This window comes from Streptomyces sp. NPDC048370 (genome assembly GCF_043200825.1).
Classification (GTDB): Bacteria; Actinomycetota; Actinomycetes; order Streptomycetales; family Streptomycetaceae; genus Streptomyces.
In genome coordinates this window covers 83,914-108,524 of the sequence record NZ_JBICYI010000002.1, presented here as the reverse complement: position 1 = coordinate 108,524, position 24,611 = coordinate 83,914, and the positions used below count along the sequence as shown (strand labels likewise).

Genomic DNA, 24,611 nt, shown 5'->3' with positions numbered 1-24,611 from the left:
CGCGCCCTAGTGCGGAGACTCGGGTACCGCGGACTCCCGCGACGGCGGGGCCTCGGAATCCGACGGCTGCAGGGGGCGGGACGCCGGCCCCTGCAGCACCCGGCCGTCCGCCGCCGCGAAACGCGAGCCGTGGCACGGGCACTCCCATGTGTCCTCCAGCTCGTTGAAGCCCAGCTCGCACCCCATGTGGGTGCAGCGCGGCGGACGGGCGACGAAGTAGTGGCGGGCCACCGACGCCTGCGCCCTGACCACATCGGGGAACTCCCGCAGGGGCAGCGTGCGGCGCGGGTCGAACAGCTCGGTCCAGTCCGGGCGCGGCGCCCCGGTCACATGGGCCGCGAGGAGCCGACCCGCCATCACCCCGTTGCTCATCCCCCAACCGCCGAACCCGGTCGCCACGAAGACGTGCTGCGTGTCCGGGTGCTCATGGCCGACGTACGGGAGGTGGTCCGCAGACCGCACGTCCTGCGCCGCCCACCGGAACGTCGGCGTGGCCTCCCCGACATCCGGGAAGATCCGCCGCGCCCACCCGGTGAGCCGGTCGAGCCGCTCCCCGGCGTGGTCGGTACCGGGCTCGCAGGCCTCGCCGGTGACGAGGAGCAGCCGGTGACCCTCGTCGTACGGGGCCGTGCGCACCGAGCGCGTACGGTCCTCCGGGCTCAGGTACATGCCGTGCGGCGCCCGCTCGACCGGTACCGGGGCCGCCACCACCAGCTCGCGCCGGACCGAGAGCCGGGCCAGGAGCGAGCTGTGCACGGTCAGCGGGAAGTGCGTGGCGACGACGACGTCCCGCGCGTGGACCGTGTGACCGGCCTCCGTGGTCAGCCGGCACTCCGCGTGTTCCCGCAGCGCCGTGACCCGGGTGTGCTCGTGGATCGTGCCGCCGCGCGCGACGAGGTCCTCCGCCAGGCCGATCAGGAACCTGCGGGGGTGGAAGAGCAGCTGCTCGTCGAGGCGTACCGCCGCCGCGACCGGGAAGGGCAGGTCGGTCTCCGTCCCGTACGCGACGTCGAGCCCCGCCTCCAGGGCGGCCGCCGCCTCGGAGCGGATCTCGTCGGCCCGCCGCGCGTCCGTGACGTACGTGTAGGCGGGGACCCGCTCCAGTTCGGCGTCGATGCCCGTCTCCTCGCACAGCTGGACGACGAGGTCCAGGGCGTCCTGCTGGGCGAGGGCGTACCGCGAGGCGGCGAGGGCGCCATGGGTGTCACGGAGCCGGGCGTACGTGAGCCCGTGCAGGGCGGTCAGCTTCCCCGTGGTGTGACCCGAGACCCCACCCGCGATCCGGTCGGCCTCCAGGAGTACGACCTCGCACCCCGCGCGGACCAGCTCGTACGCGGTGCACAGACCCGCGATGCCGCCACCGATCACGACGACGTCGGCCGTGAGGTCCCCGGCGAGGGCGGGACGATCGGGGGAGGGGGTGTCACGCATCCAGTACGACGTGCCGAAACCCGCGTCGGCCTCCATCGCGCGCTCCTTCGTGCCGGGGCTGCTGTCGCGCGGGTGCCCGCGCGTCTGCGGACCATGCGCGCGACCCCGCCGCCCAGTGGGGCCTACGGCTACGGGGCGAGGCGTTCCACGGCGACGAGCGCCGCGTCGTCGCCGAGGTGGCCGCTCGCGTACGCCCGCAGGTCCTCCCGGAGGTGGCCGAGCAGGTCGGCGGGTCCTCCCGACCAACGCGGCGAGCCGCTCCGTCAGCGGGTAGAAGGCACGCGCGTGGTCGCGGGCCTCGACGACACCGTCCGTGTACAGCAGGAGGACGTCGCCGACGTCGAAGGGGAAGGTCTCCACCGTGACGTCGGGGGAGAGCACGTCGGCGAGACCGAGGGGCGGGCTCGCATCGGAGGTGTCCAGGGGGACCACCTGCCCCTGTCTCAACAGCAGCGGCGGCGGATGTCCGCAGTTCACGAGCCGTACCACCGGCTCACCGTCGGGGATGTCGAGGACCAGCGCGGTGACTAAGGCCTCGGCGGCGTCGTCGGCCGCCTCGCCCGCGCCGGACCCGGGCACCCCGTCGTCCTGCGGCTCCTCCGCCGATCCGACACCGGCCTCCAGGTGCCCGACCAGCTCCGGCAGATCGGACTCCCGCCCGGCCGTGACCCGGAAGGCGCCGAGGACGAGGGACGCCTCGCTGATCGCGTCGAGCCCCTTGCCCCGGGCGTCCCCGATCAGCAGCCGGGTCCCCGACGCCGTACGGGCCGCCGCGTACAGGTCCGGCGGTGCGGTCAGCCCGCGTCCGCTCGCCACGGTCGGACCGTCGAGGTCGCCGTCGCGTAGTCGGCGAGCGTGCGGTCGGCGCGCCAGCCCTGGGACTCCGCCTTGGACACGTCCAGGACGACACGGTGGGCCAGCTGATCGACCGCGTACCGCGTCAGCGGCGGCTCGACGCCGGGCCTGAGACGACCCAGGACCTCGGCCGCCGCGGCCGCCCCCCAGGCCAGGGACACCGGGAGGTGGTGGATCCGCGCGCGCACGCCATGGGCCCGCAGGACGGTCCTGACCGCTTCGTCACGGCGGTACGGAACGGGGTCGGCGATGTTGTACGCGCCCGGCCGCCAGCCCGCGGCTTCGAGGCACGCGTCGGCGAGGTTCTCGACGGCCGTCAGGCTCAGCACGACGTCGGGCCCGGGCAGCAGCACCCGGCCCGCCCTGACCCGGGCGAGGAGCCGGGGCACCAGGTGCGGGTCGCGAGGGCCGTACACCGCGCGCGGCCGCAGGACCACCGCGCCGGCCGCGAGGGCGAGGGCCTCGCCCGCCGCCTTGGTCCGCCCGTAGGCGTTCAGCTGCCCGCCCACGGGATGGTCCTCGGTGATCCGGTCCCGTCCGGGACCGGGGGCGTACACGCTGGAGCTGCTCACCCAGACCACCGGGCGGCCCCCGGCGGCCTCCAGGAGCCGTGCGGTGCCGTCGACGTTCACGGCCCGCATGGTCGCCTCGGCCGGAGAACCGGGCACGGGGTCGCCGACGGCCGCCGCGCAGTGCACGACGAGGTCGGCCCCGGCGAGGTCGGGCGGCGCGCTCTCGGCGTCCCAGGGGACGTGCCGGCCGACCGGCCCCGGCCGCCGCCCCACGCACAGCACGTCCGCGCCGCGCGCGGCGGCGAGGGTCGCGACGTGCGAGCCGCAGAAGCCGCTCGCTCCGGTGACGGCGATCGTGGTCATGAGGGGCTCTCCGAACGGGGGCGTGGGGCGGTGGTCGCGCGGACCGGGGCGGTGGTGGCGCGGACGGTGAGCCGGCGCCAGCCGGGCAGCGCGGCCCGCCGGTCCACGCGCGCGGTGACGACGGTCGGCCGGTACGGGGCGAGCGCGGCCAGGACGTCGTCCAGCTGCGCCACGGCGAGCCGGGCGCCCGGGCAGGCGTGCGGACCCGCCCCGAAGACGAGCCGGGCGACGGCCGAAGGGGCGGGACGGTGGGCGTCCGGCGGGTCGACGTCCGCGCCCACGGCGTGCCGCGCCACGAGCACGAGCCGGTCCCCGGCCTTCACCGGGCACCCGCCGAGCACGGCATCGGCCGCCGCCACGCGCGGCAACAACGGGGACGGCGCGGTGACCCGCAGCAACTCCCCGACGAGCGCGCCCCGCAGCCGGTCGTCGGCCGCCTGCTCCCACAACCGCCCATCGGCGCACCAGGCGACGGCACGCGGCAGTGCGGCGACGGTGGTGTTGACGGCCGCGACCGCGATCATGGCGCGCAGCCCGGCGTCCTCGTGCGTGTCGGGGGCGGCCTGCGTGGCCGCCGTCGGGGGCCGCTGGTCGCCGTGCGGGCACCCGGAGTCGAGCAGGGCCTCCAGGCGCGCGGTCGCCCTGGCCGCCGCGCGGGCGGTGCCCGGCGGGCGCGGGCCCGGAAGGTGGTCGCGTACGGCGGCGGACGCGGCGTCCGCCGCCGCGCCCGCGAGGGCCGAGGGCTCGGCCTGGCTGTCCAGAAGCGCGCGCACGGTCGCACCGGCGAGCTCACGGGCCAGCGGGACGAGGTCGACGGGGTGACCGTCCGCGAGCGGTGCGAGCTCACGGTCGAGTACGGCCCGCCAGACCGGCCGCAGCCGCTCCACACCGGCGGCGCCGAGCTCCCCGGCGACGGCCCGCCGAGTGTCGCGGTGGTCGGTGCCCTCCTGGTCGAACAGCGTTCTCCCGCCGGAGAGTTCACGCGCCGCGCCGCCCGTGGTCCCGGCCGCCGCGCGGTCCAGCGGGATCCGGGTGAGGGCCTCGCGGTACGGCTCGGTGCCGTTCACGAGCACCGCCCGTCCGAGCCGCGCGACCGGGCGTCGCCGGACGGCCGCGAGCAGCGCGAACAGCAGCGGATGGGACCGTGTGTACACCCGTCGGTCCCGCCGTCGCGCGCCTCGCAGGGCGGCGGCGGTGTCCCCCTGCGCAACCACCGCACTGCCGGGCCCGGTGGCGGCCTCCGCCCCGGCCGCGTGGGGTACGGCGCGCGGAGCCGCCCTCATCGGGCCGCCCCTGTCGTCCGCGCGGCCGCGAGTCGCGCGGTCGCCGCGCGGTCCGGCTTCAGGGAGCGGCCGGAGAGGGGGATGTCGGCGAGCAGGAGGGCGTCCGGGCGGGCCGTGCCCATCCGGCGCAGCGGACCGGCGAGCGCCTCCCGCACCCGGTCGGGGTCGGCCTCGCGGCGCGGCTGGACGACGGCGACCAGGCGCTCGTCCCCGTCCCCCGCCGGAACGCCCACAAGGAGGGCCAGTTCGACGCCCGGCACGTGCAGAGCGGGCTCGTACAGCCCCGGGTAGATGTTCTCCGCCCGCCGCAGGACCATGTCCTTGGTACGGCCCGCGAGCACGATCCTGCCGTCCGCGTCGAGCCCCCCCTGGTCACCCGTGCGTACCCAGGGCTCCGGCTCCTCCCCGAGGTAGCGGTGCCGGGCCGCCGGGCCGGAGAGCAGCAGCTCGCCGCCGGGGCCGGGACGCGCCGCCACCCCCGGCAGCGGCGCGCCCACGAGGTCGCCGTCGCCCGTGAACGCCGCCTTCTCCGCCTGTTCGACGGCGGCGGCCGGGAACAGCTCGGTGAGCGCGTACACCCCCCACGCCTCCTCGGCCCCCGCCTGCCGCACCCGCGTCAGCAGCTCCGCGCTCGCCGGCGCCGAACCGGTCCACACCCGTCCGCCGAACCGCGCGTCCGCCGCCAGCGCCGCTCGAAGCTGAGGAGGCGTCAAATATGTAGCCTGTGGAGCGAGTCGACGCATCTGGCGGGCCAGCACGCGCGGGGAACGGGCGGGCAGGGCGACCGGCGCGCCGTTCGCGAGCGACGGTACGAGGACGAAGAACGTGCCGCCGAGCACGGGACGCCCCGGCTCCGGCCGTACGAGACCGGTCACCGTGGCCATGCCCGCTGCCAGCGAGGAACGCGTGTGCACGACAGCGCGGGGCCGTGAGGTCGTGCCCGAGGTGAAGACGATCACCGCGTCCCCGTCCTCGTCCACCGCACGCGGCAGCACCGACGCTCGCGCACCCGCCTCCAACGCGGGGGCGCACCCCGGTAGTCGCCGTCCGACCGTGGCCACGGGCCCGCCCAGCTCCGCGAGGTCCGGAAGCGCGAGGCGGGCCCTGCGGGCGAGCGGCCGCGCCCAGCCGGCCACGGCCTGGGCGGCCGCGTCGGCGAGCACGATGTCGGGACGGGCGAGCGCCAGGCGGGCCCGCAGGACGTCAGGACCGGCGCCGGGGTCGAGCACGGCGGCCCGCAGGCCGAGCCGGTGCACCGCGAGGAGCACGGCCAGCGCGCGCGGCCCGGGCCGTACCGCGACCCCGACCGTGGAGCCGCGCCGCAGCCCGCGCGCGTGCAGGGCGCCCGCGTACAGGTCGGCGAGGTCGGCCAGCCCCCCGCAGGTGGCCTTCGTCCGGACGGCGCCGGAGCGGGTCGTGCCGAGCACGGCCGGGCGGTCGGGGTGCGACCGCAGGGTATGGGCGAGTGCGTCCAGCATCAGCGCGGGTCCTCTCCGTGCCGCCCGGGCCCCCGGTCCAGGTACCAGCGGGCGGTGCCGACGATCCCGTACGCGCGCAGGCGCCGGGTGGAGTTCTCCACGACCATGTCACGGGCGTGCACGATGGCGGTGGTCGAGCGGCGCACCCGGTTCAGGAAGAGCCGGTCGGTGGGGGAGGGGCGGCGGGGCATCCCGCCGACGGCCTCGTACAGCCGCGCGGTGATGGCCATGTTGTTGCCCGCGTGCATCCGGTACGGCGCGAGATACCCGTGCCGTCGCCGGTGCGCCGGGCGCACCCGCCCGAAGAACGCGGCGACGCGGACGAGCGTACGGAACAGGGCGCGGCCGACCGGCCCGTGCTCGTCACGCCGGGCGTCGATCCGGCCGCACACCAGGCCGGCCCCGTCGCCCAGCGCGGTCCGCGCGGCGGCCGTCCAGCCCGGCTGCGGCAGACAGTCGGCGTCCGTCCGGGCGAGGAGCGCGGCCCCGCGCCCGATCGCGTACCGGAAGCCGGTGTCCACGGCGCAGCCCACGCCCTTGTCGCGCTCGTCGAGCACATGGACGGGGAACGGCGCCCGTCGGGCGAACGCGCGGGCGATCGCGGCGGTGCCGTCCTCGGAGGCGTTGTCGACCACGACCAGCTCGAAGTCCCGGTCCACCTGGGCGGCCAGCGCCTCCAGGGTGTCGCCGATCCGCGCGGCCTCCTGATGCGCGGGCACCACCACCCACAACGTGTCGCTCATGCCTTCTCCCACACCATCGTCATGATGCTCACGCCACCGCCGAGCCCGACGAACAGCACCCGATCACCGGACCGCAAGTCCCCCTGAACCCTGTCGAGTTGCACACCGAGCGTTGCGCTCGCGATGTTGCCGAGCTCGGGGACGGTGACGACAAGCCGGTCCTCCGGGACGCCGGTGATCTCCACGAACCGCTCCAGGTACGGCACGGTGACCTGATGGACCAGGACGTGCCGGAAGTGCCGCCAGTCGAGGCCCGTACGGTGCCGCATCCGGTCGATCACCGAGGTGCCCACCTTCTCGAACACCTCGCGCAACTCACCGCCGTCGCCCTGGAAGTACGTGTGCTCGTCGCCGCGCGGATGACGCGAACCACCGCCGAATATCCCGCCCACCGGCCAGTGTTCGGAGTGCGTCTCGCTGTCCACGTCGAGGATCCCGCCCCGGTCCACCGTCTCCAGGACCACCGCGGCGCCCGCGTCGCCGAAGGTGTAGCCGGCGAACCCGTCCCGGAACTGGGCCAGATCGGCGGGGTCGTGCCGTACGGCACGGCTCGGGGTCTCCCCGGTGACGACGAGGGCCCGCCGGGCGCGCCCGGCGAGGATCATCGTACGGGCGAGGTCGATGCCGTTGACGAAGCTGTTGCAGGCGTTGGTGACGTCCAACGCATGGGCCCGGGAGCCCAGTTCGGCCTGCACGATGTGCGCGGTGGCCGGCTCCACCATGTCGCGGGTGGCGGAGGCGAAGACCAACAGGTCGACGTCCGCGGGCTCGACCCCCGCCCGTCCGAGCGCCTGCCGTGCGGCCCCCACCGCCAGGGTGGAGGCGTACTCGCCCGGCCGTACGGCCCTGCGCGTCATGATCCCGGTGGCCCGCTCGAACACCCCGGCGGGCAACGCCATCCCGCTGCCTGCGACGACCCGCCGCCGCAGCTCCTCCGAATCCACGACCTGCTCGGGAAGGCACGCGCCGACCCCGGTGATCCCGACACGGAGGGGGCCGTCCGCGACGGCCTGATGACTGTTCATACGACGGAGGCTACGAACACCAGGTGATTCGGGGCCTGAGTGTCCGTACTCAACCTCCCTGGGGGAAAGCCCCCGGAAGCGTCCCGGAAGCCCCCGGGAAGCGTCCGGCCGCGGACCGTGCCGATACGGTGGCCGGAAGATCGTTCGGAGGGAATTCGGAGGGAAGGCGCGACCATGCGACTCGATCGGGACACATCGCCGGAGGTGGACGGACCGCACGTCCTCGTCCGCACCGAAGGCCGGGCCGGCTTCCTCACGCTGAACCGGCCCCGCGCCCTCAACGCGCTCACCCACCCCATGGTGCTCCGCATCGACGAGGCGCTCACCGCCTGGGAGGACGACCCGGCGGTCGAGACCGTCGTCGTCCAGGGCGCGGGCGAACGCGGACTCTGCGCCGGCGGCGACATCCGGGCCATCTACGAGGACGCCCGCGCGGGCGGCACCGAGACCCTCGACTTCTGGCGCGACGAGTACCGGCTCAACGCCCGCATCGCCCGCTTTCCCAAGCCCTACGTGGCCTTCATGGACGGCATCGTGATGGGCGGCGGCGTCGGCGTCTCCGCCCACGGCTCCGTCCGGGTCGTCACCGAACGCTCGCGTGTCGCCATGCCGGAGACGGGCATCGGCTTCGTTCCCGACGTCGGCGGTACGTATCTGCTGAGCCGCGCACCCGGCGAACTGGGCACCCATCTCGCCCTGACCGGCGCGCAGGCGGGCGCCGCAGACGCCCTCCTGACGGGCCTCGCCGACCACTTCGTACCGTCGGAGGAGCTTCCCCGCCTCGCCGAGGAGCTCAGGCGCGCGCCCGCGCACGAGGCGCTGGCACGGTTCGAACGGCCCGCACCGCCCGGCCGGCTCGCCGCCGCGCGCGACTGGATCGACGCCGCGTACGCCGCCGACAACGTCGAGGAGATCGTGGACCGGCTCCTCGACTCCGGTGTCCCCGAGGCCAAGGAGACCGCCACAACCCTCCTCACCAGGTCGCCCACCGCCCTCAAGGTCACCCTCGTGGCCCTCCGCCGCGCCCGGCTCCTGGACTCCCTGGAGGCCGTGCTCGACATGGAGTTCCGGCTCTCGCACGCGGCCCTCACCTCCGCCGACCTCGTCGAGGGCATCCGCGCGCAGGTGATCGACAAGGATCGTGACCCGCACTGGACACCGCCCACGCTCGCCGAGGTCACCGAGGCCGACGTGGCACGGTACTTCGCCGAACGGGACCTCCCGAAAACCCGGTGACCCGGCCGGGCTTCCCTCCCTACACTCGCAGCACGCGCCACCGAGATCACGGTGTGCGCGCCGACGACCGACGAGGGGAGCCCGACCATGTGGTGCCACACCGCTGTCGTCGTTCCCCGGTCCCGGTACGACGTGATCCTGACGTCTCGGTCTCCCCGGTGCCGGCTGCGCGGCCGCCACCGGACCCCGTGACGAACATCTGACGCCCCCCCGCCCGGCGCGCCGCGAGAGCCGCGCGCCGTGTACCGCGAGGCCAGGGGGCCTCGTCCGCCCGCCTCCGGGCTGCTTCGTCCGGGAATCGCGCCGCCCCTTTCTCGTACCCACCGAAAGGTCCGGGCCGTGCGTACCCCGCTTTCCCGCCACCTCCCCACCAGTCCCCTGAACCGCGTCCGAAACCTGGGGATCCTCGCCCACGTCGACGCCGGCAAGACCACCGTCACCGAGCGGATGCTCTACCTCACCGGCGCCGTCCACAAGCGCGGCGAGGTCCACGACGGCACCACCGTCACCGACTTCGACGCGCAGGAACGTGACCGCGGCATCACCATCTTCGCGGCGGCGGTCAGTTGCGTCTGGGACGGCCACCGGATCAACCTCATCGACACGCCAGGACACGTCGACTTCTCCGACGAGGTGGAGCGCTCGCTGCGCGTCCTCGACGGCGCGATCGCCGTGTTCGACGCCGTCGCCGGGGTCGAGCCGCAGAGCGAGACCGTCTGGCGCCAGGCCGACCGGCACGGCGTCCCCAGGATCGCCTTCGTCAACAAGCTGGACCGCGCGGGCGCCGACCTGGACACGGCCGTCGCGTCCATCCGGGACCGCCTGCAGACGGTGCCGCTCGTCGTTCAGCTGCCCATCGGCCGCGAGGACGCCTTCACAGGCGTCGTCGACCTGGTGCGCATGCGCGCCCTGGTCTGGGCGACGGGCGCCGACACGTACACCGAGGGCCCCGTGCCCGAGGAGCTCGTGGCGGAGGCACGGCTCAGGCGCCGCGCCCTGGAGGAGGCGGTCGCCGAGCTGCATGCGGAGGCCCTGGAGGAGTTCTGCGCCGAGGCGTCCCTCGGCGCGGACACGCTCACGAAGGCGCTGCGCGACCTCACCCGCACCGGCGACGGCGTCGTCGTCCTCTGCGGCTCCGCCTACCGCAACCGGGGTACGGAGCCACTGCTCGACGCCGTCGTCTCCTACCTGCCCTCACCCCTGGACGTGCCGCCCGTACGCGGCACCCTGGACGGCGAGGAACGGGAGCGGGCCGCCGACCCGGCGGAACCTTTCGCCGCGCTCGTCTTCAAGGTCAACTCGACCGCCACCGGGCGGCTCACCTACCTCCGCGTGTACGCGGGGACCATCGGAAAGGGGGACACCGTGCTCGACGTGGCCGCCCGGCGCACCGAGCGCGTCGGCCGGATCCTGCGCGTGCAGGCCGACCGGAACACCGAGGTGGACTCCGCCAGGGCCGGCGACATCGTCGCGGTCGTCGGCGTGAAGGAGGCCCGCGCCGGTGCGACGCTCTGCGCGCCCTCCGCCCCGCTGCTCCTCGAACCGCCCACGGTGGCCGACCCGGTCGTCTCCGTCGCGGTCGAGGCGCGCCGGAGCCTGGACACCGACCGGCTTGCGTCCGGGCTTGCCCGACTCGTCGAGGAGGATCCCTCGTTGACGGTCAGGACCGATGCGGAGACGGGCCAGACCCTGCTCTCGGGCCTGGGCGAACTCCACCTGGAGGTGGCCGTGGAGAAGGTCCGCCGGGCCCAGGGCCTGGAGATCGTCGTCGGCAGGCCCCAGGTGGCCTACCGGGAGACGGTGCTGCGCGGTGTCACCGGCCTGGTCCACCGACACGTCAAACAGGACGGTGGCGCGGGCCAGTTCGCGCACGTCGTCCTCGACGTCGAGCCGGTCGGGGCGGACGAGGAGGGGGCGTTCGTCTTCTCCTCCACCGTCACGGGCGGCCGCGTGCCCCAGGAGTACGTCCGCGCGGTCGAGGCCGGCTGCCGGGACGCCCTGGCGGAGGGCCCGCTCGGCGGCCATCCGGTCACCGGCGTGCGGGTGACGCTGACCGACGGAGCCACCCACTCCAAGGACTCCTCGGAGATGGCGTTCCGTACGGCGGGCCGCTTCGCGCTCCGCGAGGCGCTGCGGGCCTGCGCGATGACGCTCCTGGAGCCGGTCGTCGAGGTCACGGTCACGGTGCCCGACAGCGCCGTGGGCGGCGTGCTCGGCGACCTGGCGGCCCGACGCGGCCGGGTCTCCGGCTCGACCGCGCGCGCCGGAACGGCCGTCCTCACGGCGACCGTTCCGCTGGCCGAGCTGTTCGGCTACGCGTCCCGGCTGCGCGGCCGCACCCAGGGCCGGGGCACGTTCACCGCCCGGCCCACCGGCTACGCCCCGGCGCCGGCCGGTACGACTGCCGGTACGACGGTCGGCACGACGGCCCGGTGACGGCCGGGGGACGGACCCGCCCCGACGGGGGCGGGTCCGTCCCAACGGCTCTTTCCGCACCGCACGTATGATCGATCGGAAGGATCGAGGAGGGGCGGTGTGATGTCAGCGAGGGAGTCCGCGCGATCGCGTCGGCGGAAGCGGCGCGAGGACGGCGAGGAAGGCTGTTGCGCGGGGGCGCTCGATCAGTGCTCGGCGTGCGGGATGTACTGCCCCCAGATGGCGCTGGTCGCGCTCCCGGCCGTGCTCCTGTCCTTCCTGCGCCCGTCGTCCGGGCGGAGTCCGCGCGGCGACGGGCCCCCGGGTCGGGCGGCGGGAGCGCTGCACACCGCCGTCGAGTACTACCGCACCGAGATCAGTCCGACCCGGCCGCCGTGCTGCCCGTACACGCCCACCTGTTCGACGTACGCCGTCAAGGCACTGCACCGCCACGGCGCGCTGCGCGGCGCCCTGCTGACGGCGGCCCGACTCCTGCGCTGCCGTCCGAAGGCGGCCCGCCGCCGCGGCTACACCGACCCGGTCCCGCACTGACCGGACCGCGCGCGATCCGTACGGGTCAGGCGTCGAGCGCGCGGGGCGGCGCCACCAGGCCGGGGGCCTGGTGCGCGCGCCGCAGCGCCTCGGCGACGAACCCGTCGGCCTTCAACTCCTCGACGAGGTCCGTGAGGAATCGTACGGTCTCCGGTCGTCGGTCCTTCGTCGTGCCGACGGCCTGCCGGATCTCCATGAACCGGTCCTCGATCAGCCGGACCTCGGGGTGCGCCGTGACGAACGCGGTCATCGGCTGCCTGATCCCCGCCGCGACCTCCAGGCCTTCGGCACGGAAGGTGTCGACGCCCTCCTCGCCGCGTACGACGGTGGCGTGCCGCAGCGTGCGCGTGAGGTAGAGGTCGTACGCGGACCCGCGCTTCACACCGATCCGTACCCCGTCCCGGTCGACGTCGGCGGGTGTCGCGAGCGCGGAGCCGGCGGGCACCGCGTAGACCCCCTCGATCACGACGTACGGCGCGGTGAAGGCGACCTCCGCCTCACGCGCCGGTTCGACGGCGAGGAAGCAGAGGTCGGCGCGGCCCGTGGCCATCGCCTCGTAGGACTTGCGGGCCGCGTCGAAGCAGACGAGCTCGACCGGTACGCCGAGGCGTGCGCCGATCTCGCGGGCGATGTCGACGGTGACCCCGCCGGGGGAGTCCGGCGTGCCGTGGGCGAGGACCGGGTTGCCCAGGTTGATCGACGCCCGCAGGACGCCGGTCGGCGCGAGATCCCGGGCGATGGCGGCGGTGGCAGTCGTCATGCGCCGGAGTTTAGGTCAGCCGGGGTGTAGGTCGGTCGGGGTGTAGGCCGGCCGGGGTGCAGGCCGGCCGGCGTGCAGGTCAACCGGGGTGCAGGTCAGGGCGACGGCCGTGGATCGCGTGCGGCCTCGGTGGGTCGGGGGCGCGGCCAGGGGCGGCCCTCCAGGCGTTCGATGTCGCTGTTGAAGCGCCGGAGGTACGCGGCGAAGTCGGCCACCTCCTCGGCCGTCCACTGCTCCAGGACCCGCTCCAGACCGTGCACGTTGGCGCCCCGGTCCGCGTCAAGGCGGCGCCGACCCTCCGCCGTGATGCTGAACTTCCGGGCGATCCCGCCCTCCGGGTCCGGGATCCGTTCGACGACCCCGGCCTTCAGCATCGCGGCGGTCTGCCGGTTGAGCGTGGACGCGTCCAGGCCGAAGGCGTCGCTCAACTGCCCGATCGACAGCGGCCCGTCGATCTCGATGCGGCTGAGCAGCACGTAGGCGCTCCGGTCGAGTCGTCCGCTCGTACCGCGCGCACGCGGGTCGAACAGATGCGAGTGCCGCCCGACGAGCATGGTCTCGAACTCGATCAGGTGCGTGGGCTTTTCCATGGCCCCATCCTCCCAACCCGTGCCGCGCCCGGTCGCACGCCACCGGGCCCTGGTGGTGCCCCTCCTCGGCGACCTGCCCAGGCTCTTCGACACCTCCGCCTCCAACGCGTCCTGGGTGGTCACCGCCACCCTGCTGTCGGCGGCGGTGGCCACGCCGGTCGCCGGGCGGCTGGGTGACATGTACGGCAAGCGGCGCATGCTCCTGGTCTCCGTGGCGCCCCTGGTCGTGGGCTCCGTCGTCTGCGCGCTGTCCTCGTCCGTCGTCCCGATGATCGTCGGCCGAGGCCTCCAGGGTCTGGGCATGGGCGTGGTCCGCTCGGCATCAGCCTGCTGCGCGACGTCCTGCCGCCGGAGCGCCTGGGCGCCTCCATCGCCCTGATCAGCGCCTCCATGGGCGTGGGTGGCGCCCTCGGCCTCCCCTTCTCCGCCGCCGTCGCCGAGAACGCGAGCTGGCGGGTGCTGTTCTGGGTCGTCGCCGCCCTGGCCTCGGTGGTCGGGGTCCTCGTCCGACTCCTCGTTCCCGCGGGCCGTACCGAGTCCGACGCCGGCCGCTTCGACGTGCCCGGCGCGATCGGTCTGGGCGGCGCCCTGATCTGTCTGCTGCTCGGCGTCTCCACCAGCGGCGTGGGGCTCGCGGCGGCGGCCGTCGCCTTCCTGATCCCGGTCCGGCCGGTTGCCGCCGCCGACGCGGCCGACGGCACCGCCGCCGCACCGAACCTGCCGTCGTCGGCGAAGGTCTGACGGGGAAGGGGGGAGTCGGCCCGACCTGTTCGGCGACCGCCACCCTTCACCGCGCCGTCATCGGCCGGTCCTCCTCGCGACAGTGGGGTTCGAGACAACTGATCTGGGCATGCCAAGGCCGTGCGTCCCGACACTGGACGCACGGCCTCGCTCGTGCCCCGCCCCCGAGTTCCCGCACCCCCGTATCCCACCCCCCATCGCAGTCCCTCAGGAGGACGCAGGTGAAGACGAGTTCGTGGCTTCGACGGGCCACCGTCACCCTCGGCAGCAGCATCGCTCTGGTCGTCGCCGTACCGGCCAGTGCGTACGCCGCGCCGCCCACGGCGCTGCCCGCCAACGCCGACGGTCTTGAGCAGACGTTCCAGCCCGCGTACGACTACGACACCGACGGCTGCTACTCCACGCCGGCCATCGGCCCCGACGGCACGATCAACGCCGGCCTCAACCCCTCCGGAGCCCTCAACGGCCAGTGCCGTGACTCCTGGGACCTCGACAACACCAATGGCTACGCGCGCTCCAAGTGCAACAACGGCTGGTGCGCCGTCCTCTACGGCCTCTACTTCGAGAAGGACCAGGCCGTCGTCGGCAGCAGCCTGGGCGGCCACCGTCACGACTGGGAGCACGTCGTGGTCTGGATCCAGAACAACGAGGCGAAGTACGTCTCCACCTCGGCGCACGGCAAGTTCAACACCTACGGCCGTGACCAGATCCGCTGGGACGGGACGCACCCCAAGGTCGTCTACCACAAGGACGGACTGAGCACGCACGCCTTCCGGCCGGCCAACGCCAACGACGAGCCGCCGGAGAACCACGAGCACCAGTGGCAGTTCCCCGCCCTGGTCGGCTGGAACGGCTACCCCGCCGGGCTGCGCGACAAGCTCAGCCAGGCGAACTTCGGCAGCGCCGTCTTCGGTCTGAAGGACGGCAACTTCGCCCCGCACCTCGCCAAGGCGAAGCCGGCCGGCATCCCGTTCGACCCGTACGCCTGATCCGCGGCGCGCCGCCCGCCGCGCCGAGAGCCCGGAGTCGAGAGCTGAGAACGGGGAGGGGGAGCCGAGGATCCGCGAACCCGGGGCCGCGTGGCCTCGGGCCGCCGGATCAGTCCAGCGGCTCGGCGCGTGCGGGCACGTCGTGACTCTGGTGGCCGCCGCTCGCGACCATGCGTACATGTCCGTGCTCGTCGATCTCGGCCTGCACGATGCCCGTCTCGTCGGAGTACAGGGGATGCCCGCCGGCTCCCTTGCGGTCCGTCCGGGTGACCACGATGGAGTCACCCGACACCGGAAAGGTCAGCTCAAAGCGTTCGGCGTGTTGCATATGCCTGTTTATACCGACACCTGACGCCGAACCGGCCGCCCGCGGGGCGTCCGCGCCCGGACCGGCGTCGGAAACCGATCATTCGGCGGCGCGGACCCCGACGTCGTACCGCACGTCGGTCAACTCCTCCGACACCTCCCACAGCCGGCGGCCGGTCCCGGCGTCCGTGGCCCCGGGGGCGAGGCGTACGAGGGCCGGACCGCCGCGCATCTCGCCCGGCCCGCCCGGCCCGTAGAACTGCCCGCCCTCCACGCCGGGCGCGGTCGCCGCGTAGAGCTGCGGCAGCGCGCCGCGCTCAGGCGACTGGGCGAGCGGCTTGAGCACATGGCCGAACAGCACCCGCACCAGGGGGACGGGCGTGCCCGCCGGCAGGTTGGTGGCGGCGTAGCCGGGATGGGCGAGGACGCTGCGGATCGGGCTGCCAGCCGCGGCGAGCCGCCGGTGCAGCTCCTGCCCGAAGACGGCGTTGGCCAGCTTCGACTGGTCGTAGAAGGGCATGGGCGCGTAGCCCCGCTCGCCGTGGAGGTCGTCGAACCGCAGACGGCCCTTGCGGTGCTTGAGCGAACTCACCGTGACCACACGGGGCTCGACCCCGGACGCCAGCCGGTCGAGCAGCAGCCCGGTCAGCGCGAAGTGACCGAGATGGTTGGCGGCGAACTGCAGTTCGTGCCCCTGCGCGCTCAGCGTCCGGGGCGGCGCCATCACCCCCGCGTTGTTGACGAGCACGTCCAGGCGCGGGTGCTCCGCGCGCAGCCGGTGGGCGAAGGCGCGCACCGAGTCGAGATCGGCCAGGTCCAGGAGGCGTACGTCGAGCCGCGCCCCGGGATGCTCGGCGGTGATCTCCGCGGCCGCGCGGCGACCCTTGGTCTCGTCGCGCACCGCCAGGACCACGTGCGCGCCCCGCCGGGCGAGCGCCCGCGCGGTCGCCAGGCCGAGGCCGCTGTTGGCGCCCGTGACGACGCACACCCGTCCCGTCTGGTCGGGGATCTGTTCCGCGGTCCACTGCTGAGTCTCCGTCATACGGCACACGCTGCCGCTTGTGGCACCAAGTGTCAAGACGCGCCTAGGTGTCACCGAAGGCATGGGGTGTACGGTGGGTGTCGTGAGTTCGCGATCCGACATGACCCTGACCCTGGCCCAGCGCAAACGTCAGCTCGTCTCGAACGAGTTGACCGAGGCGGCGCTGCAACTCCTGGCCGTGAAGGGCTTCGACGCGGTCACCGTCGACGAGATCGTGGCCACCGCCGGCGTCTCCAAGCGCACGTTCTTCCGCTACTTCGCGTCCAAGGAGGACGTCGTCGTCCAGTTCCTGGCCGACATGGGTACCGGGATCCGCGCCGAACTGGCCGCCCGCCCCGCCGACGAGCCGCCCTCGGTGGCGCTGCGCCACGCCATGGCGGTCCCTCTCGACGCCTGCACCGACCACCCCGACCACGCCGAACGGGCCCTGCGCGTGGTCCGGCTGATCCTGGGCACCCCCGCGCTGCACGCCCGCTTCCTGGAGCGCCGGCTGCGATGGAGCGACGACCTGGCGGCGGAGCTGACGGTCCGTCTACGGCTCGACGCCACCACCGATCTGTACCCGGACCTCGCAGCCGGCGCCGCGCTCACCGCCTTCGACATCACTCTTCAGCGGTGGAGCGCAGGGGACGGCTCCGACGACCCCACCGCACTGATCGAGCGCGCCTTCACCCTCCTCGCCCCGGCGCTGGACGGTCACGCGCTCCCGGTCTGATCGAGACCGCCCTGCCCGTCCCTCGGCCCGCCCCTCTGCCCATCCCTCGGCCCGTCCGCCCGCCCGTCCTGGACGAGCACGGCGACCTGGTCGGTGACCAGATCGAGGAGCGCGGCAGAGGACTCCTCGTCATGGCCCACGACGAGGAGGTTCAGGGTCAGGCCGTCCGTGACCGACGCCAGATAGCGGGCCAGGACCTGCACGGGAACGCGGATGTCGAGCATCATGCTCGCGTCGAGCTCCTCGATGAGCTCGCGGTAGATCTCGGCGTACCGCTCGTGCTGACGGCGGGCCAGCGGTTCGAACCCCGGGGTGCGCAGCGCGTACTGGGTGAGCTCGTACGTCAGCATGTGCTCGCCCGGGCGGGCCCGCACATGCTCCCAGTACGCCTCGAACCCGGCCCGCATCGTCTCCCGGAACGTGTCGCGCGGCCGCAGCGCCTTCTTCACCGTCCCCACGTAGTGGTCCGTGATCGCGGTGATCACGGACTCCAGCAGGGCCTGCTTGGAGTCGAAGCAGTAGTGGAAGACGCTCAGCGACACGCCCGCCTCGGCGGCGATCGACCGCGTCGTCGTCCTCGACACGCCGTCCCGCGTCATCGCCCGGATCGCCGCCTCGGTCAACTGCAGACGCCGTTCGGCGAGCGGCATACGCGACATGCGGTGGTTCCCTTCTCGTACGGAACGAGGGTGGGGCGACCGGCTCGGCCGCCCCACCCCACCCATGGATCCACGGATCCCCGGAGCCCGGATCTCCGTCAGCCGCTGTAGACGCCGACCTCCCGGAGCGAGTACCCCCACTCGGTGCCGCGTGTCACCCCGAACACCCGGAGGTGGCGCGCGGTCGTACCGGAGAACTGGATGGTGTCCAGGCCGCCGTCACCGGTCGTGGTGGACCAGGCGGTACGCCAGTTGGTGCCGTCGTCGGAGAGCTCGACGCGGTACGCCTTCCCGTACGCCCGCTCCCAGTCGAGAGTGACCCGCTTGATCAGCTGCGGCTCCCCGAGGTCGAGGCGGAGCCACTGCCCGTCCTTCCACTCGCTCGCCCACCGCGTCCCCGGGTCACCGTCGACGGCGCGGTCGGCCGCGAAGTTGGTGAACGGATTCCACCACTCCGTGGTGGACGCCGAGGCGGGGGCGCGCGCGGCCAGGTTCACCCCGGCCCGGTGGCGCTCGGAGGCGCCCCAGGTGTCGAGGTAGGACTCCGCGCCCCGGAACAGGTCGTCGACCACGTCCTGGCCGCCGACGCGCCGGATGTCCTCGATCCAGTCCGGCACCAGGCCGTTGTGCGAGGCGCCGTCGGTGTTGAGGTCCCAGGTCCGTTGGCCCGTCGTCTGCTTGTCGATGACGGAGCCGCCGTCGGTGCTGCGGAACGGGTACGTGACCTTGTTCGGCGCGTCGGCGCCGCGCGGGCCGGGCCAACCGCCGACGCCGTTCATGTCGGTGCCGTAGCCGTAGCCCACGTCGTACTTGTCGCGCAGGGCGTCCTTGGCCTTGGCCTCCACGCTGAACGCCTCGGACCCGTTCATGTACTGGGCGGCGAACCCGCCGAGCTTGTACAGCCGTTCGGTCCAGCTGCTGTCCATCCAGCTGTGCGAGGAGATCGCGCCGGGGTAGGACGCCGACTCCATGATGTCGAAGGCGCGGCCGGCGGCCTTCACGCTCATGTGGTCGAGTTCCAGCATCATCTTGCGTTTCATCATCCCGCGCAGCGCGTACTCGCCGAGTTCGGTGAGCCCGCGGGTGTTGCACCGGGTGTCCTGGCTGTACGCGGGCACGCTCACGCCGGCCGGCAGCTCCTTCTGCGCGTTCGGCGCCGCGGCGAGCCCGATCGGGTTGTCCTGCTGCGGGCCCGCGCACTGCTCGGTCTTCCAGAAGGTCCCGGTGGACAGGAACTGGCCCACGTTGATCGCCGTGCCGAGCGCCCCGGAGTCGAAGCGGACCCCACAGAGCGCGTTGTCGAACTTGTGGCACAGGAACATGCTGCGCACGCCGAGCCCGTGCAGCTCGTCCAGGCCGCGGTCGATGTCCGCCTTGCTGCACTGCGCGATGTCCAGGATCTGCTTGCAGCCGAAGGGCTCGGAGGTCTCGACGCCGAGCACGACCGCCAGCTTGCCCTGCTCGATGACCTGACGGGCCTGCGCGGAGTCGGTGACGATCCGGAACCAGCCCTTGCCAGGCCCGCCGAACATCGTGTCGATGTACTCCTGCATCTCGTACGTCTTACGGGCCTGCAGCCGGATCGAGGTCATCTCGTCGCAGCTGCGGTCCTTGAAGAAGTAGACGGAGCAGATGACCCCGTTGGTCACGAGGTCGTTGACGAGGACGCGCTGACCGCCGCGCCAGGCCCGCTCCACCCAGGCGTAGTAGTTCTGCTGGTGGGTGAGCGAGTCGTGCGCGGGCCAGTCCTTGAACGTCGGCCAGCCGTCAGGGTCGTGCTTGCCGTCGCCGCCCTTGGTGATGAAGTCGAAGATCGCGAGCGAACCGTCGGGGTAGTGCTCGGGGCAGTCCTTGAGCGCGTCGGCCACGCCCTTCACGGAGAAGGTCTGACCGCAGATGAGGCGCCCGCCGAAGGCCTCGTTGGACATCAGGTGGTTGTGCGCGTCGACGAACCCGCGCACCTCGCCCCGCTCGTTCGTGCCCTTGAACGGCTCGCCGGTGACGTTGATCTGGGAGTCGGGCGCGGGACGGGCGGAGGGGTTCCACCAGGAGTCCTCGGCGGCGGCGGAACCGGGCGCGGGGGTGAGCAGCAGGGTCACGGTCGCGAGCAGCAGCGCCAGCACGGCCAGCGGCCCGCGCCTGCCGGACATACGGCTGCGCGTGGGGGGTCTCATGGACATCACTCACGTCTTCGGTCGAGGGATGGTGCGGAGGACGGCGCGGAGGGGTGGTGCGGTGGGGTGGTGCGAGGGACGGCGCGGGGATTGTCATGTTCCGCGCGAAAGGCGTGGTAGAGGATCCCGACTGCCGCGAGCGGAGTCAAGAGTCCGGGACAGATGACCTGATGGGTGCAGTGCGTACGCAAACAGGCCACGCCGTCCACATTCTGATCTTCCGTCAGAACCCGGAGCCCGCCAGTCTTGAGGAGAATCCCACCCCCGTACGCCCGTGAGAGGACCCGCCGTGACCAGGCCCAACCCCCCGATCGTGCTCGACCCCACCGGTGCCGACCACCACGCGGAACACCGGCTGCTGCGCGCCCAAGGCGCCGCCGCCCTCGTGGACGTTCTCGGCGTGCGGGCGTGGTCGGTCACCGACCCGCTCCTGCTCAGGAAGCTCCTGACCGGCCCCGACGTGTCCAAGGACGGGCGTCGCCACTGGCCGGCGTTCGACGAGGCCGTCCCCGAGTGGCCGCTCGCCCTGTGGGTCGCGGTGTCCAACATGTTCACCGCCTACGGCGCCGACCACGCGCGGCTCCGCCGCCTGGTCGCCCCCGCCTTCACCGCCCGCCGCGTCGCCGCCCTGCGCCCCGTCGTCGATGCCCTGGTGACCGGGCTGCTCGACGGCCTGGCGGCCGAAGCGCCCGGAGAAGTCGTCGATCTGCGTGAACGTCTCGCGTACCCGCTGCCCATCGCCCTCATCGGCCACATGATGGGCGTCCCGAAGGCGCGGCGCGACGGCTTCCGCGCGCTCGTGGACGGCGTCTTCGACACCACCCTCACCTCGGAGGAGGCCACCGCAAACGCCGTACGTCTCTACGGCCTCCTCGACGAGCTGATCGCCGCCAAACGCGCCGAGCCGGGCGACGACATGACCTCACTCCTCATCGCCACCCGCGACGAGGACGGCTCGACCCTCAGCGAGACCGAACTGCGCGACACGCTCCTGCTGGTCATCAGCGCCGGGTACGAGACGACCGTGAACGTCATCGACCAGGCGGTCACCTCCCTCCTCACCCACCCCGACCAACTCGCCCACCTCCGCACCGGCCGCTCCGGCTGGAACGACGTCGTCGAGGAGACCCTCCGCCACGAACCGGCCGTCAAACACCTCCCGCTCCGCTACGCGCTCACCGACATCCCGCTCCCCGACGGCCGGACCATCGCCCGCGGCGACGCGATCCTCGCCTCGTACGCGGCGGCCAACCGCCACCCCGACTGGCACGGCCCTACGGCCGACACCTTCGACCTCACCCGCCCCACCAAGGACCACCTGGCCTTCGGCCACGGCATCCACTTCTGTCTGGGTGCTCCTCTCGCCCGCCTGGAGGTGGCCACGACCCTCGAACAGCTCTTCACCCGCTTCCCCGACCTCGCCCTGGCGGTCCCTCCGGAGGCCCTTCACCCCCTCCCGTCCCTGATCAGCAACGGCCACCAACAGCTCCCGGTCCACCTGCACGGCAAGTAGGGCGACCCTTGGCGGACGTAGAGACGACCCTTCGACGGGACGCCGAATAATCCCGTGCCGTGCCGTCGGCGGGCGTGCAGACTCGCTGCATGGTGGAGATGCGGGCGTTCCGGGACGCGGTCGGTGAGTGGGCGAGTGGCGGTCCCGGCGGGCCGGCGGGGGAGCCGGCTGGGCAGTTGGCGGACCGGCTCGGGATACGGACGGCCGTCCTGCTGGAAGGGCTGAGCGACCTCGCCGCCGTCGAGGCCCTGGCCGAACGCCGAGGCAGGGACCTCGCCGCCGAGGGGGTGTGCGTGGTGTCGATGGGCGGGGCGATGAGCGTCGGCCGCTACGCCGACATCCTCGGGCCGTCCGGCCTCGGCCTGCGCCTGACAGGACTGTGCGACGAGCGCGAGCGGAGCTACTTCGACCGCGCCATGGAACGCGCCGGGGCGCCCCGCGGTGACGTCTTCGTGTGCGCGGCCGACCTGGAGGACGAGCTGATCCGTGCGCTCGGCACGGCCGCGGTCGAGGAGATCGTCGGCACCGAGGGCGACCTCCGCGCCTGGCGGACCTTCCTGCACCAGCCCGCCCACCACGGCAGCCCCCGGCACAGGCAGTTGCGGCGCTTCCTCGGCACGAAGAAGGGCCGCAAGATCCGCTACGGCCGTCTCCTGGTCGAAGCCCTCGAACCGGACCAGGTACCGGCTCCGCTGGAGGACCTCTTCGCGAGCGTGTGAGGGGGAGGGGGAGGGGAGGGCGGGCCGAAATCCGGTTGACCGCTCGGGCCCGACAGATCAGGATCCAGCCACGACCTGTATGAACGTGATGGCCGGAGCAGTGCCGACACACCGGCGCGCCGGCGGAACGGAGACCGAGGGATGACGTCCCACCTTCACGCCCTCTGCTTCGATGCGAGCGACCCGCTCCGCCTCTCCCGCTTCTGGGCCGGCCTCCTCGGCTGGGAGACGACCGAGGACCCCGACGACGGCATCGTCCTCCTGCCGAATGACGACACCGGATTCCGGCTCCGGTTCCTCCCCACCGACGAGAAGAAGTCGGTCCAGAACCCGATGCACTTCGACCTCACGAGCACCTCCCTGGACGACCAGCAGGAGGTCGTGGCGAAGGCGCTGGCGTTGGGCGCCCAACACATCGACATCGGCCAACTGCCCGAGGACGGCCATGTGGTGCTCGCCGACCCCGAGGGCAACGAGTTCTGCGTGATCGAGCCGGGCAACGCGTTCCTCGCCGACTGCGGGTTCATCGGAGCGCTCGCGTGCGACGGTTCGCAGGAGGTCGGGTACTTCTGGAGCCGGGCGCTGGGCTGGCCGCTGGTCTGGGACCAGGACCAGGAGACCGCGATCCGCTCGCCCCACGGCGGCCCGAAGGTCACCTGGGGCGGCCCGCCCTTGATGCCGAGGGCGGGAAGGGACCGGCTCCGCTTCGACCTGGCCCTCCCCGCCGACGGCGATCACGAGTCGGAGGTGGAACGCCTCCTCACTCTCGGCGCCACCCGCGTCGACACCGCAGGGGCCGGCGCCGGCGTCGTCCTGACCGACCCGGACGGCCAGGAGTTCCGCGTACTCCCTCCCCGCTAGGGGCCCTAGCGCGGACGGGGGCGTATCACGCGACGGCGGTCCCTTCCAGCTCGACCATCTGGCCGGGGACGGCCAGTCGCGTCACCCCGAGCATCGTGCTGGTCGGTGCCACGCCGGCGGCGCCCAACCGCGCCGCCAGCACGCCGTAGTGCTGGAAGAGCAGATCGACGTCGGTGGTGTAGACGTTGAGCCGCACGAGGTTCGCCAGAGACATACCGGCCGCGCCGAGCACGGCCTCCAGGTTGTCGACGCTCAGCGCCAACTGCGCCCCCATGTCACCGTCGTGCTGGGGCTTGCCGTCGCCGCTCATCGCGGTCTGCCCCGAGATGTACAGGGTCCGCGTCTGCCCGGAGACGACCTCACCCTGGTTGAACCCCAACTCCTCCGACCACGTCACCGGGTTGACCGCTGTTCGCTCCACTGCCACATCAGCTCCATTCGAATCATGGGGAGTACGGACGTCCATCGCTCCGACGTCGTGGAGACGAGCCTCCCAACAAATCACGACACCCTCAGTCATGTATTTGGTTAGGGTCGTCGGATGCGTGCCGACCGATTGGTCTCCCTGGTGCTCCTGCTGCGCCGGCGCGGCCGTATGACAGCGGACACGCTGGCCCGGGAGTTGGAGGTGTCCACCCGGACCGTGCTGCGCGACATCGAGGCTCTCTCCGCAGCCGGCGTCCCGGTCTACGCCGAACGCGGCCGGAACGGCGGCTTCGCGTTGTTGCCCGGCTTCCGCACCGAACTCACCGGCCTGAACCACGACGAGGCCCTCGCCCTGCTGACCGCCGGATCGGGCCGCGGCGAGCAGACGTTCGGGCTCGGCTCGGCGCTCGCCTCGGCCATGCGGAAGGTCGTCGACGCGCTGCCCGAGAGCCACCGGACCACCGCGAGCGACGCGGCCCAGCGGTTCCTCGTCGACCCGGAGACCGACCTGCTCTCACGCCGACTGGTCACTGAACGGGTACCCGACACCACCATGATCGAGGTCCGACGCGCGGTGCTCGCCGGACACAAGCTGCGCATCCACTACGCGGCCGTGGACCAGGCCCCCAAGTGGCGGACGGTGGACCCGATCGGCCTGGTCACCGTACGAGACCAGGTCTACCTGCTGGCCACGAGATCGGGCGAGGACCGCACCTACCGGCTGTCCCGTGTCCTGGACGCCGAGGAACTCCCCGAAACGGCACAGCGACCGAACCGGGTCAACCTGGACCGGATCTGGCGCGAACGCTCCGCGCGGTTCCTCGACGGCGGCGACCACATCACCGCGCTGGTGCAGGTGCACCCAGCGCGTCGCGAGGACCTCCTGAACACCGCACTCGCCGTCCGCGCGGAAGAGCCGGACGCGGACGGCCGGCTGCGCCTGGAAGTGACCTTCCAAGACTCCCGCCACGCCGAATGGGCCCTGTGGCAACTCGGTACGGACGCGGAAGCCCTGACCCCACCGTCGCTCCGCACCGCCCTGTACAACCGCGCCGCCACGATGACCGCCCATTACGAAGACTGATTCTGAAACGGAATCGTTTTTGCGGTGAATCGTGTCCGCCGCCTGGTCGAGCATCGGCCTTGTTCTCCGTCCGCCCGGGCGGCACACTCTGCTACTTTCGCCGAAATCTGGAGTATGTTCTGCGCGGATTTCGATCGGG

The 24,611-nt window shown here is 73.0% G+C and carries 22 protein-coding genes and 1 pseudogene; 10 read left to right on the top strand and 13 right to left on the bottom strand.

Going from position 1 to position 24,611, the window contains the following annotated elements; genetic code table 11:
- Positions 1–6: 6 nt before the first annotated feature.
- The 6 genes from ACGFYP_RS04365 to ACGFYP_RS04340 are packed head-to-tail and all read right to left on the bottom strand — an operon-like array spanning position 7 to position 7,690.
- Positions 7–2,247, bottom strand: a complete 2,241-nt coding sequence (locus ACGFYP_RS04365) for an FAD-dependent oxidoreductase (protein WP_393486266.1) — start codon at positions 2,245–2,247, stop codon at positions 7–9.
- A complete protein-coding gene (locus tag ACGFYP_RS04360) occupies positions 2,226–3,161 on the bottom strand; it encodes an NAD-dependent epimerase/dehydratase family protein (RefSeq protein WP_393486263.1) in 936 nt (311 codons plus the stop codon). Before ACGFYP_RS04360 ends, ACGFYP_RS04365 begins: the two co-directional genes overlap by 22 nt.
- Positions 3,158–4,444, bottom strand: coding sequence for a cytochrome P450 (locus ACGFYP_RS04355; protein WP_393486261.1), 1,287 nt, complete (start codon positions 4,442–4,444; stop codon positions 3,158–3,160). The genes ACGFYP_RS04360 and ACGFYP_RS04355 overlap by 4 nt, the downstream gene beginning before the upstream one ends.
- Entirely contained in the window at positions 4,441–5,922 is a 1,482-nt protein-coding gene (locus tag ACGFYP_RS04350) for a class I adenylate-forming enzyme family protein (RefSeq protein WP_393486258.1), read from the bottom strand. Before ACGFYP_RS04350 ends, ACGFYP_RS04355 begins: the two co-directional genes overlap by 4 nt.
- Entirely contained in the window at positions 5,922–6,665 is a 744-nt protein-coding gene (locus ACGFYP_RS04345; protein ID WP_393486256.1) for a glycosyltransferase family 2 protein, read from the bottom strand. The genes ACGFYP_RS04350 and ACGFYP_RS04345 overlap by 1 nt, the downstream gene beginning before the upstream one ends.
- A complete protein-coding gene (locus ACGFYP_RS04340; RefSeq protein ID WP_393486253.1) occupies positions 6,662–7,690 on the bottom strand; it encodes a 3-oxoacyl-ACP synthase III family protein in 1,029 nt (342 codons plus the stop codon). The genes ACGFYP_RS04345 and ACGFYP_RS04340 overlap by 4 nt, the downstream gene beginning before the upstream one ends.
- A gap of 174 nt (positions 7,691–7,864) precedes the next feature.
- On the opposite strand from ACGFYP_RS04340, the gene ACGFYP_RS04335 reads away from it, so the two are divergent.
- The 3 genes from ACGFYP_RS04335 to yidD all read left to right on the top strand — a co-directional run bounded on the left by ACGFYP_RS04335 (position 7,865) and on the right by yidD (position 11,893).
- Positions 7,865–8,926 carry an enoyl-CoA hydratase/isomerase family protein gene (locus ACGFYP_RS04335; RefSeq protein WP_393486250.1) on the top strand — a complete coding sequence of 354 codons (1,062 nt, stop codon included), beginning with the start codon at positions 7,865–7,867 and terminating at the stop codon, positions 8,924–8,926.
- 339 nt (positions 8,927–9,265) lie between these two features.
- Complete coding sequence (gene fusA / locus ACGFYP_RS04330; RefSeq protein ID WP_393486248.1) at positions 9,266–11,362, top strand: elongation factor G; 2,097 nt, start codon at positions 9,266–9,268, stop codon at positions 11,360–11,362.
- 102 nt (positions 11,363–11,464) lie between these two features.
- Positions 11,465–11,893: a membrane protein insertion efficiency factor YidD gene (yidD, locus tag ACGFYP_RS04325; protein WP_393486246.1), complete on the top strand. Its 429-nt coding sequence runs from the start codon at positions 11,465–11,467 to the stop codon at positions 11,891–11,893.
- Positions 11,894–11,918: 25 nt separating this feature from the next.
- On the opposite strand, the gene ACGFYP_RS04320 is transcribed toward yidD, so the two are convergent.
- Together ACGFYP_RS04320 and ACGFYP_RS04315 are read right to left on the bottom strand one after the other, a co-directional pair.
- Positions 11,919–12,653: a transporter substrate-binding domain-containing protein gene (locus tag ACGFYP_RS04320; protein ID WP_393486244.1), complete on the bottom strand. Its 735-nt coding sequence runs from the start codon at positions 12,651–12,653 to the stop codon at positions 11,919–11,921.
- Between the two features lie 95 nt (positions 12,654–12,748).
- Entirely contained in the window at positions 12,749–13,243 is a 495-nt protein-coding gene (locus ACGFYP_RS04315; RefSeq protein ID WP_393486242.1) for a MarR family winged helix-turn-helix transcriptional regulator, read from the bottom strand.
- Here ACGFYP_RS04315 and ACGFYP_RS04310 point away from each other — a divergent pair.
- Together ACGFYP_RS04310 and ACGFYP_RS04305 are read left to right on the top strand one after the other, a co-directional pair.
- Positions 13,206–13,984, top strand: a pseudogene (locus ACGFYP_RS04310) (MFS transporter). The gene ACGFYP_RS04315 and the pseudogene ACGFYP_RS04310 overlap by 38 nt on opposite strands.
- Before the next feature lie 221 nt (positions 13,985–14,205).
- A complete protein-coding gene (locus tag ACGFYP_RS04305) occupies positions 14,206–14,973 on the top strand; it encodes an NPP1 family protein (protein ID WP_393486240.1) in 768 nt (255 codons plus the stop codon).
- 109 nt (positions 14,974–15,082) lie between these two features.
- Here ACGFYP_RS04305 and ACGFYP_RS04300 read toward each other — a convergent pair whose 3' ends face one another.
- Positions 15,083–15,301, bottom strand: a complete 219-nt coding sequence (locus ACGFYP_RS04300) for a DUF6296 family protein (RefSeq protein WP_393486238.1) — start codon at positions 15,299–15,301, stop codon at positions 15,083–15,085.
- 78 nt (positions 15,302–15,379) lie between these two features.
- Complete coding sequence (locus tag ACGFYP_RS04295) at positions 15,380–16,321, bottom strand: oxidoreductase (RefSeq protein WP_393486236.1); 942 nt, start codon at positions 16,319–16,321, stop codon at positions 15,380–15,382.
- Between the two features lie 100 nt (positions 16,322–16,421).
- On the opposite strand from ACGFYP_RS04295, the gene ACGFYP_RS04290 reads away from it, so the two are divergent.
- Entirely contained in the window at positions 16,422–17,036 is a 615-nt protein-coding gene (locus ACGFYP_RS04290; RefSeq protein ID WP_393487446.1) for a TetR family transcriptional regulator, read from the top strand.
- On the opposite strand, the gene ACGFYP_RS04285 is transcribed toward ACGFYP_RS04290, so the two are convergent.
- Positions 17,018–17,695, bottom strand: a complete 678-nt coding sequence (locus ACGFYP_RS04285) for a TetR/AcrR family transcriptional regulator (protein WP_393486234.1) — start codon at positions 17,693–17,695, stop codon at positions 17,018–17,020. The two genes, ACGFYP_RS04290 and ACGFYP_RS04285, sit on opposite strands and share 19 nt — an antisense overlap.
- A gap of 98 nt (positions 17,696–17,793) precedes the next feature.
- A complete protein-coding gene (locus ACGFYP_RS04280; RefSeq protein WP_393486232.1) occupies positions 17,794–19,875 on the bottom strand; it encodes a discoidin domain-containing protein in 2,082 nt (693 codons plus the stop codon).
- A gap of 283 nt (positions 19,876–20,158) precedes the next feature.
- On the opposite strand from ACGFYP_RS04280, the gene ACGFYP_RS04275 reads away from it, so the two are divergent.
- From ACGFYP_RS04275 to ACGFYP_RS04265, 3 genes are all read left to right on the top strand, one after another.
- Positions 20,159–21,382: a cytochrome P450 gene (locus ACGFYP_RS04275; RefSeq protein WP_393486230.1), complete on the top strand. Its 1,224-nt coding sequence runs from the start codon at positions 20,159–20,161 to the stop codon at positions 21,380–21,382.
- A gap of 89 nt (positions 21,383–21,471) precedes the next feature.
- Complete coding sequence (locus ACGFYP_RS04270; protein WP_393486228.1) at positions 21,472–22,101, top strand: TOPRIM nucleotidyl transferase/hydrolase domain-containing protein; 630 nt, start codon at positions 21,472–21,474, stop codon at positions 22,099–22,101.
- Positions 22,102–22,242: 141 nt separating this feature from the next.
- The gene (locus ACGFYP_RS04265) at positions 22,243–22,962 is read left to right on the top strand and encodes a VOC family protein (protein ID WP_393486226.1); all 720 of its coding nucleotides are present in this window, start codon (positions 22,243–22,245) and stop codon (positions 22,960–22,962) included.
- Between the two features lie 25 nt (positions 22,963–22,987).
- Here ACGFYP_RS04265 and ACGFYP_RS04260 read toward each other — a convergent pair whose 3' ends face one another.
- Positions 22,988–23,383 carry a RidA family protein gene (locus ACGFYP_RS04260; RefSeq protein WP_393486224.1) on the bottom strand — a complete coding sequence of 132 codons (396 nt, stop codon included), beginning with the start codon at positions 23,381–23,383 and terminating at the stop codon, positions 22,988–22,990.
- 120 nt (positions 23,384–23,503) lie between these two features.
- Here ACGFYP_RS04260 and ACGFYP_RS04255 point away from each other — a divergent pair, with 120 nt between their 5' ends.
- A complete protein-coding gene (locus tag ACGFYP_RS04255; protein ID WP_393486222.1) occupies positions 23,504–24,472 on the top strand; it encodes a helix-turn-helix transcriptional regulator in 969 nt (322 codons plus the stop codon).
- The last annotated feature ends 139 nt before the right edge of the window (positions 24,473–24,611 follow it).

Coding starts and splice junctions, on each gene's coding strand:
- ACGFYP_RS04290 (WP_393487446.1), top strand. CDS start 16,422: ATGACCCTGACCCTGGCCCAGCGCAAACGTCAGCTCGTCTCGAACGAG.
- yidD (WP_393486246.1), top strand. CDS start 11,465: ATGTCAGCGAGGGAGTCCGCGCGATCGCGTCGGCGGAAGCGGCGCGAG.
- ACGFYP_RS04350 (WP_393486258.1), bottom strand. CDS start 5,922: ATGCTGGACGCACTCGCCCATACCCTGCGGTCGCACCCCGACCGCCCG.
- ACGFYP_RS04345 (WP_393486256.1), bottom strand. CDS start 6,665: ATGAGCGACACGTTGTGGGTGGTGGTGCCCGCGCATCAGGAGGCCGCG.
- ACGFYP_RS04285 (WP_393486234.1), bottom strand. CDS start 17,695: ATGTCGCGTATGCCGCTCGCCGAACGGCGTCTGCAGTTGACCGAGGCG.
- ACGFYP_RS04265 (WP_393486226.1), top strand. CDS start 22,243: ATGACGTCCCACCTTCACGCCCTCTGCTTCGATGCGAGCGACCCGCTC.
- ACGFYP_RS04320 (WP_393486244.1), bottom strand. CDS start 12,653: ATGACGACTGCCACCGCCGCCATCGCCCGGGATCTCGCGCCGACCGGC.
- ACGFYP_RS04315 (WP_393486242.1), bottom strand. CDS start 13,243: ATGGAAAAGCCCACGCACCTGATCGAGTTCGAGACCATGCTCGTCGGG.
- ACGFYP_RS04295 (WP_393486236.1), bottom strand. CDS start 16,321: ATGACGGAGACTCAGCAGTGGACCGCGGAACAGATCCCCGACCAGACG.
- ACGFYP_RS04255 (WP_393486222.1), top strand. CDS start 23,504: ATGCGTGCCGACCGATTGGTCTCCCTGGTGCTCCTGCTGCGCCGGCGC.
- ACGFYP_RS04270 (WP_393486228.1), top strand. CDS start 21,472: ATGGTGGAGATGCGGGCGTTCCGGGACGCGGTCGGTGAGTGGGCGAGT.
- ACGFYP_RS04340 (WP_393486253.1), bottom strand. CDS start 7,690: ATGAACAGTCATCAGGCCGTCGCGGACGGCCCCCTCCGTGTCGGGATC.
- ACGFYP_RS04300 (WP_393486238.1), bottom strand. CDS start 15,301: ATGCAACACGCCGAACGCTTTGAGCTGACCTTTCCGGTGTCGGGTGAC.
- ACGFYP_RS04280 (WP_393486232.1), bottom strand. CDS start 19,875: ATGTCCATGAGACCCCCCACGCGCAGCCGTATGTCCGGCAGGCGCGGG.
- ACGFYP_RS04335 (WP_393486250.1), top strand. CDS start 7,865: ATGCGACTCGATCGGGACACATCGCCGGAGGTGGACGGACCGCACGTC.
- ACGFYP_RS04355 (WP_393486261.1), bottom strand. CDS start 4,444: ATGAGGGCGGCTCCGCGCGCCGTACCCCACGCGGCCGGGGCGGAGGCC.
- ACGFYP_RS04360 (WP_393486263.1), bottom strand. CDS start 3,161: ATGACCACGATCGCCGTCACCGGAGCGAGCGGCTTCTGCGGCTCGCAC.